Raw genomic sequence first — 18308 nt, 5'->3', positions numbered from 1 at the left:
TCAGGCCAGCACGATCGGTTCGAAGATGCTCTGGAACTGCTGCTGCTCGGCGGTCGACTTGAAGTCGACGTAGTAGTGCAGCTTCGCGTAGTCACTCTGGGCCGGGAAGACGAGCGGGCTGGAGGCGACCGCCTCCATGGCTGCCTTGTCGTCGCCGGACAGCTTGGCCGCGTCCTTCTTGATCTGTTCCTGCGCGGCCGGCACCGGGCAGACGTAGTTGATGTACTCGGCCAGCGTGGCCGCGTTCTCCACCTCGTAGAAGAAGTCCATCAGCTTGATCGCGTCCAGCGGGTTCTGCGCGGTGATCGGGATGGCGAAGTTGTCCGTCCAGATCGTGCCGCCCTCCTCCGGGATCACGAACTTGAAGTCGGTGCCGTCGGAGACGTTCTTCTGGAAGATGTCGCCGGACCAGGCCTGGGTGATCCACACCTCGCCCTTGCCGAGCGCGTCCACGTAGCTCTGGTCGTAGTAGTTGCGCACCAGGCCCGCGCTCTTCTGCTCCTTGAGCTTCTCGGCGGCCTTCTTCCAGTCCTCCGGGGTGGACTCGTCCGGGTTGAGGCCGAGCGCCATCAGGCCGAAGTTGGCCAGCTCCTGGGTGTCGGAGTACATCCCGACCTTGCCCTTGAACGCGGGGTCCCACAGGTCGGCCAGCTTGGTGATGGGCCGGGTGATCTTCTTCGGGTCGTACGCGATGCCGGTGATCCCGGAGGTCCACGGCACGGAGTAGACATTGCCCTTGTCGTAGGCGGTGTTCGCGTACGACGGGTCGGCGTTGGCCACGTAGTTCGGCAGCTTGGAGTGGTCCAGCGGGGCCAGGAAGCCGGAGTCCACGAACTGCTTGAACTGGATGCCGTTGGTGATCACCATGAGGTCGTAGCCGATGGACTGACCGGCCGCGAGCTGCGGCTGGACCTTGGCGAACCAGGGTCCCATCTCCTGGATGACCTCCTGGTACTTCACCGTGACGCCGGTGGCCTTGGTGAACTTCTTCAGCTCCGGCTGCTTCGGGTCCATGTAGAGCGGCCAGTTGGCGAAGTTCACGTTGCCGTTGCTGGTCTTGCCGGCCCAGTACTTGGCCACCGCGTCGGGGGCGGGGGCGCTCGGCGCGGTCGATCCGGTGCCCTTGACGCCGCAGGCGGCCAGCGCCATGGCGAACGCCGACAGGCCGGACACCCGCAACGCGTCGCGGCGACCGAGCCGCCGCTGGGTCAGGCCGCGGATCAGGGAGGGGTCGGGGATGTTCGACTGCACGATCAGACTCCGATCGGGTAAGAGTGCTGAGGGCTCCAGCTGAGGTACACGCGGTCGCCGGGGCCGGCGAGGTCCTCGGCGGAGTAGGCGTTCTGATCGAAGATCACCAGGTCGGGACCGGCCGAGGTCTTGACCGTGTAGTTGGTCGAGGTGCCGTGGTAGACGACCTCGGTCACCACACCGGTGAGCACGCTGGTGCCGGTCCCGGCGGGGGTTTCCTGGGACAGGTCGATCTTCTCCGGTCGCACCGACACCTCGAGGTCGTCGCCGACCTTCATGGCCCCGCTCACCGGGACCAGCACCCGCTCGCCCTCGCCGTAGCTCAGCCGGGCGACGTCGCCGGTGATGCTCTCGACCGTGCCGTCGAGCAGGTTCGAGGTGCCGATGAAGCCGGCCACGAAGCGGGTCGCCGGCCGTTCGTAGATCTCGCGCGGCGAGCCGAGCTGGTCGATGCGGCCCGCGTCCATGACCGCGATGCGGTCCGACATGGTCAGCGCCTCGCCCTGGTCGTGCGTCACGTAGACGAAGGTGATGCCGACCTCCCGCTGGATGCGCTTGAGCTCGACCTGCATCTGCTGGCGCAGCTTGAGGTCCAGCGCGCCCAGCGGCTCGTCGAGCAGCAGCGCCCGGGGCCGGTTGACCAGCGCCCGGGCCAGCGCCACCCGCTGTTGCTGCCCGCCGGACATCTCCCGCGGGGCCCGCTTCTCCATGCCGGTCAGCGAGACGATCTCCATGATCTCGCCGCACCGGCGGCGGATCTCGGCCTTGTCGACCTTCTTGCGCTCCAACCCGAAAGCCACGTTCTGGTACGCGTTCAGGTGCGGGAACAACGCGTACGACTGGAACACCATGTTGACGTCGCGTTTGTTGGGCGAGACGCGGGTGACGTCCCGGCCGTTCAGGAACACCGTGCCGCCGGTGGGCTCCTCGAAGCCGGCGATCATCCGCATCGTGGTGGTCTTGCCGCAGCCGGACGGGCCCAGCAGCGAGAAGAACTCGCTCTGCGCGATCTTCAGGTCCAGCCGGCGTACGGCCTGCACTGTCTCGCCGTGCGACAGGTAGTCCTTGTGCACGCCGGCGAGCTCGATGGCCGGTTGGCCGGGGTCCTCGTCAACACCAGTGGTCATTCATACCTCTTCAGGCCAGGTTGCTCATCACGTGCTTGATCCGGGTGTATTCCTCGAAGCCGTACATGGACAGGTCCTTGCCGTAGCCCGAGTGGCCGTAGCCGCCGTGCGGCATCTCCGACACGAACGGCAGATGGGTGTTGATCCACACCGCGCCGAAGTTCAGCCGGCGCGACACCCGCATCGCCCGGCCGTGGTCGCGGGTCCAGACGCTCGCGCTCAGCCCGAAGCGCACGTCGTTGGCCCAGCGCACGGCGCCGTCCTCGGTGTCGAACTCCTGCACCGTGATGACCGGGCCGAAGATCTCGTCCTGGATCATCTCGTCGCGCTGGCGCAGGCCGGCCACGACGGTCGGTTCGACGAAGTAGCCGCGGTCACCGATGCGCCGCCCGCCGGTGACCACCCGGGCGTGGTCGGGCGTGCGGTCCAGGAAGCCGCGCACCCGGTCCAGCTGGGCGACGTTGTTGACCGGCCCGAAGTAGGCGCCCGGATCGGCCGGGCCGCCCACCTTGGTGTCCTGGGCCGCGGCGGCCAGCGCGTCGGTGAAGTCGGCCGCGACCCGGGCGTGCACCAGCACGCGGGTGGCGGCGGTGCAGTCCTGCCCGGCGTTGAAGTAGCCCGCGCCGGCCACGGCGGCAGCGGTCGCTGCCAGGTCGACGTCGTCGAAGACGATGACCGGGGCCTTGCCGCCCAGCTCCAGGTGGACCTTCTTGAGGTCCGCGGCGGCCGCGGCGGCGACCTCCATGCCGGCCCGGGTGGAGCCGGTGATCGAGACGAGCTGCGGAGTGGGATGGACCACCAGCGCACGGCCGGTGTCGCGGTCACCGCAGACGACATTCAGCACGCCCGGCGGCAGGAACTCGGCGGCGATCTCGGCGAGCAGCAAGGTGCTGACCGGCGTGGTGTCGGAGGGCTTGAGCACCACCGCATTGCCGGCCGCGATCGCCGGGGCGAACTTCCACACCGCCATGACCATCGGATAGTTCCACGGCGTCACCTGGGCGCAGACGCCGATCGGCTCCCGCCGTACCCAGGAGGTGTGGTCGCGCAGATACTCCCCGGCGGACTTGCCCTCCAGCATCCGGGCGGCGCCGGCGAAGAAGCGCAGCTCGTCCAGCAGCGGGGCCATCTCCTCCTGCCGGGTGGCCTCGACCGGTTTGCCGGTGTTGCGGCATTCAGCGGCGATGATCTCGTCGGCCCGGGCCTCGACGGCGTCGGCGATGCGCAACAGGGCGCGCTGCCGTTCGGCCGGTGTGCTGTCCCGCCACACCTCGAAGCCGTCCTCCGCGGCCTGCATCGCCGCGGCGACATCGCCGGCGGAGGAGACCGGGGCGTACGCGTACGCGTCACCGGTGCACGGGTCGACGACCGCTGACGTCACGCCGTCGGCGGTGTCCGCGCCGGACCCGCCGATGAAGTTGCGCAGGACCGGTAGGTCGGTGCTCACGGAAATCGGACCTCCCGCCCCGGGGCTTGTGACCGCCCCCACACGAAGAGGTGGACCTTGACATAGCCGAAGACCTAAAGACAAGGGAATCCGAGGGATTTTGCAAGACCGAAACGGAATCAGGAGCGCGCACCCACGCGCAACCACGCAATCCGGCGCGGGTGCGGGTCACTGAAGCCGTTTCCGTAGCGTGATCCGGGCGTCCGCGCCGGCCCGACAATCCGGTGCATCTTGCTCCCTTGCCAGGCCGATGTACCGTCTGCGAGCGCCGTTCGGATCGGAGATCATCTCTGGACGGTCATCGATGTGCCGAGGATCGGCTCGAACAGCTAAGGGGAACCGGTGGACGGACGCAGGCTCCTGCCCCGCGCGCTCGTGGGAATGTCGGTCGTGGCGGCGCTGGCCGGCTGCTCCGGATCGTCCGACGAGCCCGAGACTCCCGGACTCGAGCCCCGTGGCACCGTGCTGACCACGGTCCAGCCGGCCCGCCAGGACCTGACCAACAAGATCAGCCTCAACGGCAAGGTGGCGATCAACCCGGTCTACGGCATCGTCGCGCCGGCCGACGGAGAGCTGCGCTACGTGCAGCGGCAGCCCTCGACCACGGCCAGCACCCAGGCGACCTGGGTGGCCACGGTCTGGGACCACGGCACGCCGCACAAGGTGCTCATGCCCAAGAACTCCATCCTGGCCGGCCGGCTGCTCGACGACCGGACCACGGTCACCGCGGGGATGCCGGTCATCTCCGCCAAGCGCGCCGGATATGCGGTCGTCGCGGACATCGACAGTGCGCTGGCGTACCGGATCTCCGGCTCGGCCAAATCCGTCCAGGGCCAGATCAAGAACGGCCCGGGACCGTTCCCCTGCAAGCCGCTCGGCACCATCGCCGCCCTGCCGGCCGGGACCATCCCCGAGCCGCCGCCGGTCACGCCGTCCCCGGGCGCCACCGGCGACCCCGCCGCACAGCCCGAGCAGCCGCCCGCGGGCGGCGGCGAGGGTTCCGAGCCGACCGGCCTGCGGCTGGTCTGTACCGCCGGCAAGGGCATCAAGCTCATCAACGGCGCCGCGGTGACCCTGGAGATGGTCACCGGCAAGGCCAGCGACGTGCTGGTGCTGCCGGTCGAGGCGGTCGCCGGCACCCAGGGCAAGGGCAAGGTCGACGTGGTCGGGGCGGATCGCGTCCGCAAGACCGTCGACGTGGTGCTGGGCCTCACCGACGGCAAGGTCGTGGAGATCAAGAAGGGCCTCAAGGGCGACGAGACCGTGGCGATCCCCGGCCCCAACCTGCCCGCCGCCCCCGAGAACCCGGCTCCCGGTGACCAGCCCTCCGGAGCCGTGGGATGACCGCGCTGATCGAGCTCACCGGCATCACCAAGGTCCTCAAGGGCCAGCAGCAGCCACGCACCATCCTCGACGGCGTCGACCTGACCGTGCAGGCCGGCGAGAGCGTGGCCATCGTCGGCCGGTCCGGCTCCGGCAAGAGCACCCTGCTCAGCGTCCTGGGCCTGTTCGACCGCCCGGACGAGGGCAGCTACCTGCTCGCCGGCCAGGACATCAGCCGGCTGCCCGAGCGCAAGGCCGCGAAGCTGCGCAGCTCCCACTTCGGCTTCGTGTTCCAGCGCTTCTTCCTGCTCAAGCACCTGACCGCGGCCCAGAACGTGTCCATGGCCCTGGTCAACGGCCAGGGCTGGCTGCCCCGGCGGGAACGCCGGGCCCGCGTCCTGCAGGCCCTCGACCAGGTCGGCATCGCCCACCTGGCCAAGAACCGCCCGGCCCGGATGTCCGGCGGTGAGCAGCAGCGGGTGGCGATCGCCCGGGCCCTGGTCCGCGACCCGGTGGTGCTGCTGGCCGACGAGCCGACCGGCGCGCTGGACACCGAGACCGGCACCGCGGTGATCGACGCCCTGCTCGCCGCGACCACGCGCGGCTGCGGCCTGGTGCTGGTCACCCACGACCGGGACCACGCCGCCCGGATGGGCCGCACGCTCGACCTGGTGGACGGCGTCCTCACCGAGCGGGTGAACGCGTGAGGCGGCTGTCCGGCCGGCTGCGGTCGGCGCTGATCATCGGCCTGCAGGGCATCCGCGCCCGCAAGATGCGCACCCTGCTGTCCATGGTGAGCCTGTTCCTCGGCGTCCTGGCGGTGGTGGTCGTGCAGGCCGGCGCCAGCATCGCCGACAAGGCGCTGCTGTCGGACATCGAGCTCACCTCGGCCGTCGACGGCACCACCATCATCGGTATGCCGATGCAGCCCCAGGCCACCGACATCGTGCTGGACACGGTGGAGGGGCGCACCGACGCGGTGGCCATGCTCGGCCTCACGGCGATGATCGGCGAGCCGAACGTCACGCCGGTCAACCCGGGCGCCGCGCCGTTCGACGAGGACTGGGGCGGCGGCGTGGTCTGCTACGGCACCGGGCCGTGCGAGCCCGCCGACACTCTGCCCAAGGGCCAGGCGGTCGAGGTCCGGCTGACCGCGATGACCGGCGACGTGCGCCCGTTCCGGCCGCTGCGGCCGCGCACCGGGCAGTGGCTGGAGTTCAGCACCGTGCCGGCGATGGCGCCGCGGCTGGTGGTCAACCGCGAGGCCGCGAAGGGCTTCGAGCGGTACAAGGTGCCCGCCGAAATGCGCATCGGCGGCGCGACGGCCAACATCACCCCGCAGTTCGTCGGGGTCGTCGACGACGGCGACATTCAGCCGCGCGCCTACGTGCGGCTGGACGAGCTGGCGACCTGGCTGCCCAGCGGCGGCGTGGCCGACCCCAACAGCGGCGGGGAGATGCAGGTGCTCGTGTCGCCGGGCAGCCCGGTCGAGCAGGTGCTCACCACCAAGCTCAAGGCCATCGGCTCAGAGACCTGGATTCAGACCGTCGACGCCAAGAAGGAGATGGAGAGCCAGCTCAAGCTGCTGCGCCTGGTCTTCCTGGCGATGGCCGGCCTGGTGCTGCTCATCGGTGTGGCCGGCATCCTCAACGTCGGCCTGGCCACCGTGGGGGAACGGGTCGAGGAGTTCGCCCTGCGCCGGGCGGTCGGCACCCCGCGGATGCTGCTGGCCGGCATCGTGCTGGCTGAGACGTTGCTCACCGGCCTGTTCACCGCGGCCGTGGCGATCGGGCTCAGCGCGGCCGGACTGCGGGCCATCTCGATGCTGTTCGGCGACTCCGAGCCGTTCCTGCAGGACCTGCAGTTCCCGTGGGAAGCCGGCATAGCGGGCATCATCGCGGGTCTGGTCGCCGGCATCCTCGGCGGTTTCATCCCGGCGCTGCGGGCCGCCGGCATCCCGATCGCCACCGTCATGCGTGCTTGACCCGGCGGCCGATCACCGGAGAATGCACCAGTGGACTACGTGAACTTCGGCTCGACCGGCCTGCGGGTCTCCCGCCTCTGCCTCGGCGCGATGAGCTACGGCGACCCCGACCGCGGCAACCACCTGTGGTCACTGCCCGAGGAGCAGGCCCGGCCGTTCATCCGGCAGGCGCTCGACCTGGGTGTCACGTTCTTCGACACGGCCAACGTCTACTCCGACGGCACCAGCGAGGAGATCCTCGGGCGCGCGCTGAAGGACTTCGCCGACCGGGACGACGTGGTGATCGCGACCAAGGTCCACGGCCGGATGCGCCCGGGCCCGAACGGCGCCGGTCTGTCCCGCAAGCACATCATGACCGAGATCGACAACAGCCTGCGCCGGCTCGGCACCGACTACGTCGACCTCTACCAGATCCACCGCCTGGACCCCGGCACCCCGATCGAGGAGACCCTCGAGGCGCTGCACGACCTGGTCAAGGCGGGCAAGGTCCGCTACCTCGGCGCCTCGTCGATGTGGGCGTGGCAGTTCGCCCAGGCGTTGTACCTGGCCGACCGGCACGGCTGGACCAGGTTCGCCTCCATGCAGAACCACTACAACCTGCTCTACCGCGAGGAGGAACGGGAGATGCTGCCGCTCTGCCTGGACCAGGGCATCGCGGTGATCCCGTGGAGCCCGCTGGCCCGCGGCAAGCTGACCCGGCCCTGGCAGCAGGACACCACCCGCTCCGGCACGGACGAATTCGGCAAGACCCTGTACGCGGGCGCCGAGGACAACGACCGGCAGATCATCGACGCGGTGGCCACGGTCGCGGAGCAGCGCGGCGTCCCGCGGGCGCAGGTGGCCCTGGCCTGGGTGGCCCGGCACCCGGCCGTGACGGCACCGATCGTGGGCGCGACCAAACCGCAGCACCTCGACGACGCGGTCGCCGCCCTGGAACTGACCCTCACCGACGACGAGGTGGCGCTGCTCGAACGCGGCTACGCGCCCCGGCCCGTCGCCGGCTTCTGAGGCCCGCGATGACCCTCACCATCGGCCTGGTCACCACCGACACCGAGCTGGTCCGGCAGCACGACCCGGACACCGCCGTGCTGCTGCGCGGCCTGGCCGAGGCGGGCTTCCGGGCCACCGCCCCGGTCTGGCACGACCCGGCGGTCGACTGGACGGCCTACGACCTGCTGGTCATCCGCTCACCGTGGGACTACCCCGAGCGGTACGCGGAGTTCACCGGCTGGCTGGACCGTACGGCGGGGCGTACCCGCATCCTCAACGCGCCCGAGCTGATCCGCTGGAACATCGACAAGCGCTACCTCGACGACTTCCGCGCGCTGGACGTGCCGTGCGTGCCGTTCACCTTCGGCACGACGCCCGCCGAGGCCGAGGCCGCGATCGCCGCACTGGCCGACAGCCGGGTGGTGGTCAAACCGTCGGTCTCGGCCGGCGCCCGCGACACCGGTCTGTTCCAGCCGGATGATCCCCGCGCGGCCGAGCTGGCGGCCCACATCATCGCCTCGGGCAAGACCGCGATGATCCAGCCGGCCATGGAATCGGTGGTCGAGCACGGCGAGAACGCCCTGTTCTTCCTCAACGGCGAGTTCGCCTACGCCTGCCACAAGGGCCCCCTGCTGGCCCCGGGCGGCGGGTATCTGGGCGGCGAATACACCGAGGTCATCACCCGCGCGGACCCGTCCGCCGAGGAGATCGACCTGGGCCACCGGACGGTCGCGGCCATCGCCGGCATCGCGGCCCGCAAGGGCTACGGCGAGGACGCCGGACTGCCGCTCTACGCCCGCGTCGACATCGCCTCGCAGCGGGGCCGCGACCCGCTGATCCTCGAGGTCGAAGTGTTCGAACCGTCCTACTTCACCGATGTGATCCCGGAAGCGACCGGCCTCTTCGTGCAAGCCGTCGAGCGCCGCTGCCGATCGTGAGCCGAGCCACTTCGCGGCCGGCGCCGCCGGAAATTGCCTTCTCACCGCGAGCGGCCGGTGGTACGGTCGCCGGCGATGAATACCTCGTGTGTGCGATTGGGGGTCCTGTCCGCCAAAGGTGAGTGCTGATGCCCTCACGGAACGCGGACGGTGCATCCCGTCTTTCCCTCTGGCTGCGCGTGCGCGAGTTCGCCGTGCCGCCTTCGATGATCGAGGCTGCGACCGCCTGCCGGGCCGAGCATGACTGGGCGGCGGCGTGTGCGGCGGCTCGGATCGATGTCGAGTTCAATCTGCGGTCGCTGGCCCGTACCCGGGGCGCCGAGCTGGCCGCCCGGATCCGGGCCGATCTGCGGAATCTCGCTCCTGACCTGCTGCGCTGGCATCTGCCGAGGATCGCTCCGGACGGGTTGCTGCGGCCCGGTCTGACCATCTCCCTGGCCTGCTACGACGGCCTGCACCTGGTCGTGCGTACGCCGCCGGCCTGGGCGAACGCCGGGCAGCGGTGCAGCCTCGCGCTGTGGGACCGGGCCGGTCCGGGCGGTCCCCGTCCTGATCGGCGGTTCCGGCTGGATCTGCACCGTCACCTGTGGGACGCGAGCCGGGCCGGTGAGCTCCGCGATCGGTCCATCGTGGACCGGGAGACCCGCTGGGCGGCCGAGGCGAGGATTCTGCTGCGCTCGGAGGGTCGGAGCAGCGGTGCGGTGGCCGTACGGTTCGGCGGCCGGCGGCGGCTGACGCTGGAGCTCGCCGAGACAGGTGCGCTCGCCGTGTCGCCGTTTCCGGGGCGGGGCTGGGCGGCCGCGTTGCCGGTGCTGCCGGAAGCGGCGACCCGGGAGCTGCCCGATCGGGCGTTGCTGCGGCACGGGCTGATCGAGCCGGACCGGTTGCATCCGCTGGTCGCGGCCGCGCTCGCTCCGGACCACCCCCGGGGTACGGCCCCAGCACCCCGGACCGGAGCCGGTCCCCGCCTGGTGGAGTGCCGGGGCGCCACGCACCGGATCGCTCTCGTGGACGGGGTGCTGGCCCCGCTGGACCACAGCCCGGACGAGATCCGCCGGGAGGAGCTGCTGGCCGCCCTGACCGGCACCCCGGTGGCCTGCCTGCAGGCGATCGACGAGGCGCACCGCGGCCCGGCGGAGCTCGCCGATGTCCGCGCCCGCCTCGATCACGGCGACACCGCCGGGGCGCTGGCCGTCGTCGAGTCGCTGCTGGGGCCGGATGCGGTCCTGCGCGGAGGTGGCCTGCGCGACGAACTCGAGACCGCCGTGCTGCGGCGGATCACCCACGGACTGTTCCGGGCCGGGCTGACCGGGCGGGGACCGCTGTCGACCTGTCGCGAGCAGCGCAGCCGGCATCGCGACCATCCGCGTCTCGCCGGCGCCCGCTGACCTCACCCGTTCCTTCTCTCCCCCTCAAGGTGATCACCATGTCTTTCGCTGCCCCGAACTCTGCCCTGGACACCGCCGCCGACCTGCTGGCGCTGCTGCGCGACACGACCACCGAGCCCCGCCGCGACCCGCAACTGGAGGCGCTGACCCTGGCCGTGGCCGCCGATCTGCCCGTACTGCTGTGGGGTGAGCCGGGGATCGGCAAGACCGCGGCCCTGCAGCAGCTCGCCGCCTCCCTCGATCTGCCCCTGACCACGGTGATCGCCAGCGTGCACGAGCCGTCCGACTTCTCCGGGCTGCCCGTGGTCGGTGACGATCCGGCCGTGCAGGGTGTCCCGATGGCCCCGCCGGACTGGGCCGTGCGCCTGGTGCGGGAGGGCCGTGGCCTGCTCTTTCTGGACGAGCTCTCGACCGCGCCGCCGGCCGTGCAGGCCGCGCTGCTCCGGCTGGTGCTGGAGCGCCGGGTCGGCGCCCTGAAACTGCCGCCGGGGGTACGGATCGTCGCCGCCGCCAATCCGCGGTCCTCGGCGGCCGACGGCTGGGAGCTGAGTCCGCCGCTGGCCAACCGTTTCGTCCATCTTCAGTGGCTGCACGACCACGATGTCGTCGTCCGGGGCCTCGGGGGGACGTGGCCGCGGGCCGCCCTGCCCGGGCTCGACCCGCGGCGGCTGGCCGAGGCCGTGACGTTCGCCCGCCGGGCGGTGTGCGGATTCCTCGCCGTCCGGCCCGCCCTCGTGCACCAGCTGCCGGCCTCCGAACCCCGGCGCGGCGGCCCGTGGCCCTCGCCGCGGAGCTGGGAGATGGCCCTGTCGCTCACCGCCTTCGCCACCGCCGCGGGCACCTCCCGCGAGGTGCTGTCCATGCTGGTCCGCGGCACGGTCGGGGACGGACCCGGGCTGGAACTGCTGGCTTTCCTGGACCGGATGGACCTGCCCGACCCCGAGACGCTGCTGGCCGACCCGGCGGCGGCCCCGCTGCCCGAACGCGGTGACCTGCGCCAGATCGTCCTCGACGGGGTGGTCGAGGCGCTGCGCAAGCGGCCGGACCAGCAGCGCTGGGACGCGGCGTGGGCGGTCATGGTCCGCGCCCTGGAGACCGGACCGCCGGACCTGGTGGTCGTGCCCGCCAGTGCGCTGGCGGCTCTGCGCCAGGCCGGCTGGGACGTGCCGGCGGCGATCGACCGCCTGGCCGGAGCGGTCAAGCTGTCCCGGCGGGCGGACCGGGCCGGTGCGCGCGTCGTGGCCGCGGCGGGGAGCGGCCGATGAAACTCGACCGCGACAAGCTGTTCGCCGCCCGGCTCCAGGCCGTCCGGGCCCGGCCGTACCTGGCCACCGCGTTGTTCGCCCTGCACGCGGTGGAGTCGCCGCGGGTGCCCACGATGGCCGTCGACCGGTACTGGCGGTGCTACGTCTCGCCGACGTTCGTCGCCCGGACCCCGGTCGAGGAACTGGCCGGGGTGTGGGTGCACGAGGTTGCCCACCTGCTGCGCGATCATCACGGCCGCAGCGACCGGTACGCCGCGAAGCACGGCCTGAGCGGGCCGGAGGAGCGGCTGCGGATGAACATCGCGGCCGACTTCGAGATCAACGACGACGTGTACGGCGACGGGCTGGCCCAGCCCGCCGGCGTCGTCCTGCCCCGGTTGCTGCACCTGCCCGAGGACGAGCTGATGGAGGACTACCTGCACAGCGTGCAGCTGCGGTCGTACAGCCGGGACCTGATGTGGCTCGACTGCGGCAGTGGGGCCGACGGGCTGGACCGGGAGTGGGAGCTGGGACCCGACGGCGCCGACGGTCTCACCGAGCAGGAGCAGGACGCGGTGCGCTTCCGGGTGGCGCAGGGCATCAACGGCCGGCCGGGTGACGTCTCGAAGGGCTGGCGGCGGTGGGCCCAGGAGGCGTTCCATCCCCCGCAGCCGTGGCGGGACCTGCTGGGGGCGGCCATCCGGTCGGCCGCCGCGAGCTCCGGGGCGGGCGGCGACTACTCGTACGGGCGTCCGTCCCGCCGCTCCGCCGGCCTGCCCGGCGTCGTCCTGCCCAGCCTGCGCCGCCGCCCGCCGCGGGTGTCCGTGGTCATCGACACGTCCGGCTCGGTCAGCGACGCCGAACTGGGCAGCGCCGTCCTCGAGGTCGCGGCGATCGGTCAGGCCGTGGGTGGCCGGCGCGACCTGGTCACCGTGCTGCCGTGCGACGCAGCACCTCGGGTCGTGCACACCTTGTGCCGGACGGAGGGCATTCCGCTGCTGGGTGGCGGCGGTACGGACATGCGCGCCGGCTTCTCCCGGGCGTTGCGCACGACCCCGAGGCCAGACGTAGTCGTGATCCTGACCGACGGGCAGACCCCGTGGCCGGTGGCACAGCCGGCGTGCCGGACGGTGGTGGGCCTGTTCAGCCGGGACCGCCAGTCGTGGGACGAGGACTCCGAGTACGTGCCGCGCCGCCCGCCCGCCTGGGCGCGGGTGGTCACCATCGCCTCGTGACCGGGACCTCCGTCTCGGCCGGCTGGTCCATGTCGTACCAGGGGCGCTGCCGGGGTCCGGCGGGCTCCGCGGGGCGCGCCGGGACAGCGTCGCCGTCGGGGCGCTGCGGCTGGGTCCAGATCGGCGCGACCCGCGGTGGCGGGTGCCAGCCCAGCTGGGCCATCGGCTGCGGGGCGGGCGCCGCCCGGGCCCGCTGCGGCGGCTTCCAGATCGGTGGTGCACCCCACCAGATGACCCGTTCGGCGTGCGGCTTCGGCGCGGGCTGCGCGGCGGCGGCGATCGCGAGCGGCACCGGGGCGGCCTCGATGGCCTCCGGCGGCTGCGCGGTCTGCTCGTGCCCCGAGGCGCCGGCCAGCAGTACGGCGGCTCCGACGGTGACGAGGCCGGCCAGCAGGGCCGGCAGCTCCCAGCCCGGGCGTACGGCGTCCCCCATGAGCAGCAGCGCGACGGCGGAGGGCGCGATGACCTCGGCGATCCACAGCACCGCCGTGATCGGACCGACCGCGCCGTGCTGCAACGCGTGGGTGTAGAGCAACATGCCGCCGATCGCGAACACCAGCAGCGCCCAGATCAGCGGCTCGGTCGCGATGCCCAGGGCCATCCCGCCCGGGTTCTCCATCCCGTGCTCGGGCATCGGCAGCGCCCGGCCGGCCAGCGCCGCCCCACCCAGGGACAGCCCGGCCAGGGCCGCGACGGCGCCGGGGGAGCCACTGATCCGGGCCGTGCCCCAGCCGATCACGGCGATGCCGACGGCGGCCGAGCACAGCGCCAGCCGCAGGCCGTTCGACGCGGCGACCTCCTCCTGCGGCCCGGCCGACGCGGCGAGCACGGTCAGCGCGCCGACCGAGACCACGACGGCCACGACATCGCGGGTGCGCAGCCGGGCCTTGAGGAAGATCCGGGCGGCCACCACGGTGATCGCCAGCGAGCTGGCCAGCACCGACTCGACCAGATAGACCGCCAGTTCGCGCAGCGCGACCATCGACCCGACGAAGGACAGGATGTCCAGGCCGACGCCGATCAGATACAGCGGGTGGCCGAGGGCGCGCACGGTGGTGGTGCTGCGCCGGGCCCCGACGGCCTGCAGGATCGAGCCGGCGGCGTAACAGATGGCACCGAAGACGGCGATGGCCAGGGCGACCCAGCCGGCGCCCGTCACGACGCGGTCCGGAGCACGGAGATGGTGTCGTCGTCGCCGTTGGACACGTACGCCATCCGGCCGTCGGGTGACACCGCGATCGTCCGCGGGCTGCGCCCGACCGCGACGGTTGCGGTCACCGCGCCGGTGTGACCGTCCAGCACCGACACCGAGTTGCCACCCTCGTTGACCACGTACGCGTGCTCGCCGTCGGTGGCGAAGGCGACGCTCTGCGGCTGCTTGCCGACCTTGAACGGCCCGATCCGGCGCAGGGTGGCCGCGTCGATGAGGTCGGCGGAGTCCGCCTCGTACCCGGCCACCAGCACGGTCCTGCCGTCCGGGGAGACGGCGATGCTGTGCGGGGCCTTGCTGACCGGCACCGACTTGACCAGCCGATCGGTGCGCATGTCGATGATCGCGACGGAGTTCGACTCGTGGTTCGGCGTGAACGCGCGCCTGAGGGGCCCGGAGAAGGCGACGGCGTGCGGGTTGGGCGGCACCAGGACCTCGCCCCGGGCCCGCATCCCGTCGGCGCCGTAGATCTCCACCCGCCGCTCACTGTGGATCGGCACCCAGACGCGCCCGTCGGGACCGACCGCCAAGGTGTACGGCTGCACGCCGGTACTCATGTACCGCAGGACCTTGCGGCTCGCGGCGTCCACCACGGCGACCCCGCTGCCGGTCTTGTCGTCCTCGTACATCGAGACGAACACGAGGCGCCCGTCGCGGGAAGTGGCGACGAACCGAGGGGTGTTGCGCAGCCGTACGGAGGTCACCCGCTCACTGGCCACGTCCAGCACGGACAGGATGCGGGAGCTCTGGTTGGCGATGTAGACCGTACGGTTGTCGGGCGAGACCACGACGCCTTCCGGCTCGTCGCCCACCCGGATCGTGCCCACCATCGCCGGTTTGGCCAGGCTGGAAACGCTCAGCGCCAGCGGCACCCGGGCCACCCCGGTCGGCCCGGGCGCGGCAGCCGTCTCAGCGGCCGGCGCTGTCGCCGGTGCGGTGGTCGGCGCCAGCGCGAGCGCCGGAGTGGGGACGGGCTTCTCACCCCGGCTCAGCGCCACCGCGACGCCTGCGCCGCCGAGCAGCACTCCGGCGGCCAGCGCGGCGAGCAGGACCGGCGCCCGCCGCTGCCGGCGGGCGGGCGGCGTGGACAGCACGGTCACGCGCGTCGCGCCGGGAACCTCGGCCGGCTCGAACTGCTCCTCGACCTCGCTCCGCGACATCGGTGCGGGTGCGGTGACCTGGCCGGTGACCTGGACGTCGGCCCAACCGGCGGGACCACGCACCGTGACGGTGCCGTCGAGCCAGTCGGACGCGGGCAGCCAGCCGATCCGCAACCGGCGGCCGTTCAGCACGGCTCGCAACCCCGGCCCGGAGACGGTGACGGCGGCCGCGGCAGCCAGCGGCGGTCCCTCGACGAGGACCTCCGCGACCAGCCGGGGTGTCCCCGGTGCGACCTGGCCGAAGTGGACCCGTTCCGGGTTGAGCCGCAGGGCGGTCCGCTCCAGGGCGGCGGCAGCGGCAGCGGCGATGCTGCGACTGTCCTCCTGGGTCAGCCGCATCAGCGTGCGCCGGGCGGCAGCTGCCATGGCGAGATCGGAACCGTTCGCGAGCCGCTCCAGCTCGCCCACGCCTTTCAAGCGAGTCTCACGGACCGAACTGTCGATCTCGGTCAGCACCTGCGTCGGCAAGACTTTTTCACTCATAGTGTCCCCGGAGTCATTCTGCGTGACGATCGCCATCGACGGAACCCTCAGCCTGAAATTGGCACCTGACGATCAATCGACTCCGCGGCGACGCTCCGGCTATATTCAGTAGAGCTCTACTCTATTCAACTAGCGGGACGGGATCCGAACACGTGACCAGACTCCAGCGCACGTCAGCGCTCGCCGCCCTGATCCTCGGCGGCATCACCGTCCTGTCCGGTTGCGGCGGCGCTGCGGAGCAGGCCGCCGACCAGGCTCCGCCTCCGGCGCGGGCGACGACAGCACCGGCCGAGGAGGACTGCGGCGACGTCGCGGCCACGGTCCGGAAGCACCTGAGCAGCTCGGACGTCTCCGACGTGATCGTGGAAGGGCAGTGCACGACGGTGGTGATCGCGACCGGGCTGGATGACGAGGACACCGCGACCGGCAAGGAACTGTGCGAGGCGGCCGGGAAGGTGGCGTACACCGGCGACATCAACTCGGTCAACGTGGTGAGCAAGGCGGGCACCGAGCTCTCCACCGGCATCCCCGGCGCGAGCTGCCTGCCGTGACCCGCGGGACACCGGCCGGCGTCGGCCCGGGTGCCCGGCGGCCGCTCGACGAGTGACCGCCGGAGACCACCGGTCAGCAGGACAGCCGGGCGGCCGCGCCCTCCTTGATATCCAGCTTGGATTCCAGGTAGGGCACCCGGTTGCCCGCCGGTGTCTTGCTGAAGCCGAGCTGCACATGGGTCATCCTGGCGATGACGCGATAAGTGTGGGAACCGGCGCGGCACGGCGTCTGCAGATCCCGGGCCACCACGCCGTTCTCGGGAAGGTCGATGACCGGAGTCTGGGCCCGGGAATGCCAATTGCATCCCCAGAATCCACACACCTTGCTCTCGAGTCGGAACTGCACCTTTCCTTTCGCGCAGAAGCTCAATCCGGAAACGGAGATCCGGCCGTTTGCGACCACCGGGCGCGGGCCTGATCCGATCGGGCCGAAGAAGAACCCGGGGGCCGGGAGTTGCGTGTTGTATCGCCCGATCCCGAACGGGTTGCTGCAGCCGAGTCGCGCCTGCTCGGGCGGGGCGGCCTGGGCAGGCCCGGTGAACAGGGCCGAGGCCAGCAGGGCGGCCGCGGTGGCCGCAAGCAGGAATCGGCCGGACAGTCGCCGGCCTCGTGCGGTCCGCTCGCCGGTCGTCGTCGGCCGAGGCCGAAGAATCTTGATCATGGGGACTCCTGTGCCGTTGCGGAAATGCGCCAGAACTGCTTCCACACTCAACCGGTCAGAACCCCGGGGCAAGCCTGTCAAGCCATTCGGGAATGACATGCACGCGATAGCCGTCAACCGTCCGGACAGCCGCGATTTCGAGTTTGCCGGCGGTTCGGCCTATTGCCGGCAGGCGGCGGGTCCGGCGGAACCGACCGGCCTCGATGGCAGACTGGAGGCGTGGTGACCTACGTCCGCTCGTACTGGCCCGAGCGGCGGCCGCAACGACAGCGCCGCCGCGCCGACCGGGACGCGGCCCGGTGGACGTACGACGAGCTGGGCGCCGACGGGGAAGTGCGGCGCCACATCGAGATGCGCGCGGATGACGGGACGTACCTCGCGGCGGACGACCACGCCGAGGAACGCAGCGTCGGGACGAATCCGCAGGAGATGGCGGCCGACGCCTTCGAGGAGCTGTGGCGACTGGCCCGCTGCCAGCTCAACGGCGAGGCGGAGGTCTGGATCGAGGAAGTCTGCCCGGCCGTGGCGGACGGACTCCCGGTGGTCGTCCGCTGCGTCGGAGGGCGCGTCCGCCCGGGCAGCCGGTTCCTCCGGGTACGCGAGACCGGCGAACCTGTGACCATCACCGTGGTCCGGATCCAGCGCTACGACCGCGACGTCGCCGAGCTGAGCCCGCTGCACACCGGAGTGCTCATCCTGTCGACGGCCGGCGCCCCACAGATCCGCGCCGGCCTCCACCTCGAAGGCCGGACGGTTCCGACCGGCGTCACGGTCCGAGACGGCGCCGTCTCCCGCGTCGAACAATCGATGAGCGCGAAAATCACTCCGAGGCGCCGCCGTCCAGAGTGAGCACCCGCGACAGCACAGCGACCGTCTCGCGCGCTTCAGCGGCATCCGTGGCGTTCGTCCAACCCTGATGCCACGGGCCTCCTGGTCCGGCGACGAACGTCAGGGCTTGAAGCGCGGCGCTCGCCAGATCGGGCACGGGTGCGGCCAACCGGACGTCCGAGACAAGATCATGTTTGACCAGCGCTTCAAGTTGCTCGTCGAACTGTTGTCCGCCGGGCAGAGTGGCCGCGACAACCGCCGCCGCGGCCACGACCTCATCGGGAAAGAACTCCCGCCAGAGCAGCTCAGGGTTGTCCTTCACAAAGAGCAACATGCGCGTCAGCGCAAGCCCCCGGCGCTCGGGAGGCCGTTCGGCGAGTTCTTCCAGGAAGTCCATGGCCCCATCGCTGGAGAACGGGCCGGTCCCGAACGTTCCCATGCCCGTTGCCTCCTCGAGACGGTCGTCGAACCAGAAGTCCACTGCCCGC

The 18308-nt window shown here is 71.5% G+C and carries 17 protein-coding genes; 10 read left to right on the top strand and 7 right to left on the bottom strand.

Features of this window, described 5'->3' with window-relative positions; translation table 11 throughout:
* From AB0C12_RS37330 to AB0C12_RS37320, 3 genes are read right to left on the bottom strand one after another with little or no spacing between them, the layout of a single operon-like run.
* On the bottom strand, positions 1-1254 hold the full coding sequence (locus AB0C12_RS37330; RefSeq protein ID WP_360555407.1) for a spermidine/putrescine ABC transporter substrate-binding protein: 1254 nt from the start codon (positions 1252-1254) through the stop codon (positions 1-3).
* Entirely contained in the window at positions 1254-2378 is a 1125-nt protein-coding gene (locus AB0C12_RS37325) for an ABC transporter ATP-binding protein (protein ID WP_360555136.1), read from the bottom strand. Before AB0C12_RS37325 ends, AB0C12_RS37330 begins: the two co-directional genes overlap by 1 nt.
* Positions 2379-2388: 10 nt before the next feature.
* Positions 2389-3825, bottom strand: a complete 1437-nt coding sequence (locus AB0C12_RS37320) for a gamma-aminobutyraldehyde dehydrogenase (protein ID WP_360555135.1) — start codon at positions 3823-3825, stop codon at positions 2389-2391.
* A 342-nt stretch (positions 3826-4167) separates the two neighbouring features.
* Between AB0C12_RS37320 and AB0C12_RS37315 the strand changes: the two genes are divergently transcribed.
* The 8 genes from AB0C12_RS37315 (at position 4168) to AB0C12_RS37280 (ending at position 12927) form a co-directional block, all read left to right on the top strand.
* Complete coding sequence (locus AB0C12_RS37315; RefSeq protein ID WP_360555134.1) at positions 4168-5169, top strand: efflux RND transporter periplasmic adaptor subunit; 1002 nt, start codon at positions 4168-4170, stop codon at positions 5167-5169.
* Positions 5166-5855: an ABC transporter ATP-binding protein gene (locus AB0C12_RS37310; RefSeq protein WP_360555133.1), complete on the top strand. Its 690-nt coding sequence runs from the start codon at positions 5166-5168 to the stop codon at positions 5853-5855. Before AB0C12_RS37315 ends, AB0C12_RS37310 begins: the two co-directional genes overlap by 4 nt.
* Positions 5852-7132 (top strand): ABC transporter permease, encoded by a 1281-nt coding sequence (locus tag AB0C12_RS37305; RefSeq protein ID WP_360555131.1) that lies wholly within the window; start codon positions 5852-5854, stop codon positions 7130-7132. Before AB0C12_RS37310 ends, AB0C12_RS37305 begins: the two co-directional genes overlap by 4 nt.
* A 30-nt stretch (positions 7133-7162) precedes the next feature.
* Positions 7163-8140 carry an aldo/keto reductase gene (locus tag AB0C12_RS37300; RefSeq protein ID WP_360555130.1) on the top strand — a complete coding sequence of 326 codons (978 nt, stop codon included), beginning with the start codon at positions 7163-7165 and terminating at the stop codon, positions 8138-8140.
* An 8-nt stretch (positions 8141-8148) separates the two neighbouring features.
* Positions 8149-9060, top strand: a complete 912-nt coding sequence (locus AB0C12_RS37295; protein ID WP_360555128.1) for a hypothetical protein — start codon at positions 8149-8151, stop codon at positions 9058-9060.
* 128 nt (positions 9061-9188) lie between these two features.
* Complete coding sequence (locus AB0C12_RS37290) at positions 9189-10448, top strand: hypothetical protein (protein WP_360555127.1); 1260 nt, start codon at positions 9189-9191, stop codon at positions 10446-10448.
* 38 nt (positions 10449-10486) lie between these two features.
* Entirely contained in the window at positions 10487-11713 is a 1227-nt protein-coding gene (locus AB0C12_RS37285; RefSeq protein WP_360555126.1) for a MoxR family ATPase, read from the top strand.
* Positions 11710-12927, top strand: a complete 1218-nt coding sequence (locus tag AB0C12_RS37280; RefSeq protein WP_360555124.1) for a VWA-like domain-containing protein — start codon at positions 11710-11712, stop codon at positions 12925-12927. Before AB0C12_RS37285 ends, AB0C12_RS37280 begins: the two co-directional genes overlap by 4 nt.
* Here the strand turns inward: AB0C12_RS37280 and AB0C12_RS37275 are convergent.
* Positions 12911-14086, bottom strand: a complete 1176-nt coding sequence (locus AB0C12_RS37275) for a hypothetical protein (protein ID WP_360555122.1) — start codon at positions 14084-14086, stop codon at positions 12911-12913. The genes AB0C12_RS37280 and AB0C12_RS37275 overlap by 17 nt on opposite strands.
* Positions 14083-15780, bottom strand: coding sequence for a beta-propeller fold lactonase family protein (locus tag AB0C12_RS37270; protein ID WP_360555120.1), 1698 nt, complete (start codon positions 15778-15780; stop codon positions 14083-14085). The genes AB0C12_RS37275 and AB0C12_RS37270 overlap by 4 nt, the downstream gene beginning before the upstream one ends.
* Before the next feature lie 152 nt (positions 15781-15932).
* Here AB0C12_RS37270 and AB0C12_RS37265 point away from each other — a divergent pair, with 152 nt between their 5' ends.
* Positions 15933-16331 (top strand): hypothetical protein, encoded by a 399-nt coding sequence (locus AB0C12_RS37265; protein ID WP_360555118.1) that lies wholly within the window; start codon positions 15933-15935, stop codon positions 16329-16331.
* Between the two features lie 73 nt (positions 16332-16404).
* Here the strand turns inward: AB0C12_RS37265 and AB0C12_RS37260 are convergent, their stop codons facing one another.
* On the bottom strand, positions 16405-16992 hold the full coding sequence (locus tag AB0C12_RS37260) for a hypothetical protein (protein ID WP_360555116.1): 588 nt from the start codon (positions 16990-16992) through the stop codon (positions 16405-16407).
* 219 nt (positions 16993-17211) lie between these two features.
* On the opposite strand from AB0C12_RS37260, the gene AB0C12_RS37255 reads away from it, so the two are divergent.
* On the top strand, positions 17212-17841 hold the full coding sequence (locus AB0C12_RS37255) for a hypothetical protein (protein WP_360555114.1): 630 nt from the start codon (positions 17212-17214) through the stop codon (positions 17839-17841).
* Here AB0C12_RS37255 and AB0C12_RS37250 read toward each other — a convergent pair.
* The gene (locus AB0C12_RS37250; RefSeq protein ID WP_360555113.1) at positions 17813-18301 is read right to left on the bottom strand and encodes a DUF4259 domain-containing protein; all 489 of its coding nucleotides are present in this window, start codon (positions 18299-18301) and stop codon (positions 17813-17815) included. The genes AB0C12_RS37255 and AB0C12_RS37250 overlap by 29 nt on opposite strands.
* Between the last annotated feature and the right edge of the window lie 7 nt (positions 18302-18308).

Source organism: Actinoplanes sp. NPDC048967 (assembly GCF_040649415.1).
Lineage (GTDB): Bacteria > Actinomycetota > Actinomycetes > Mycobacteriales > Micromonosporaceae > Actinoplanes.
This window is presented reverse-complemented; position numbering and strand designations above follow the sequence as displayed.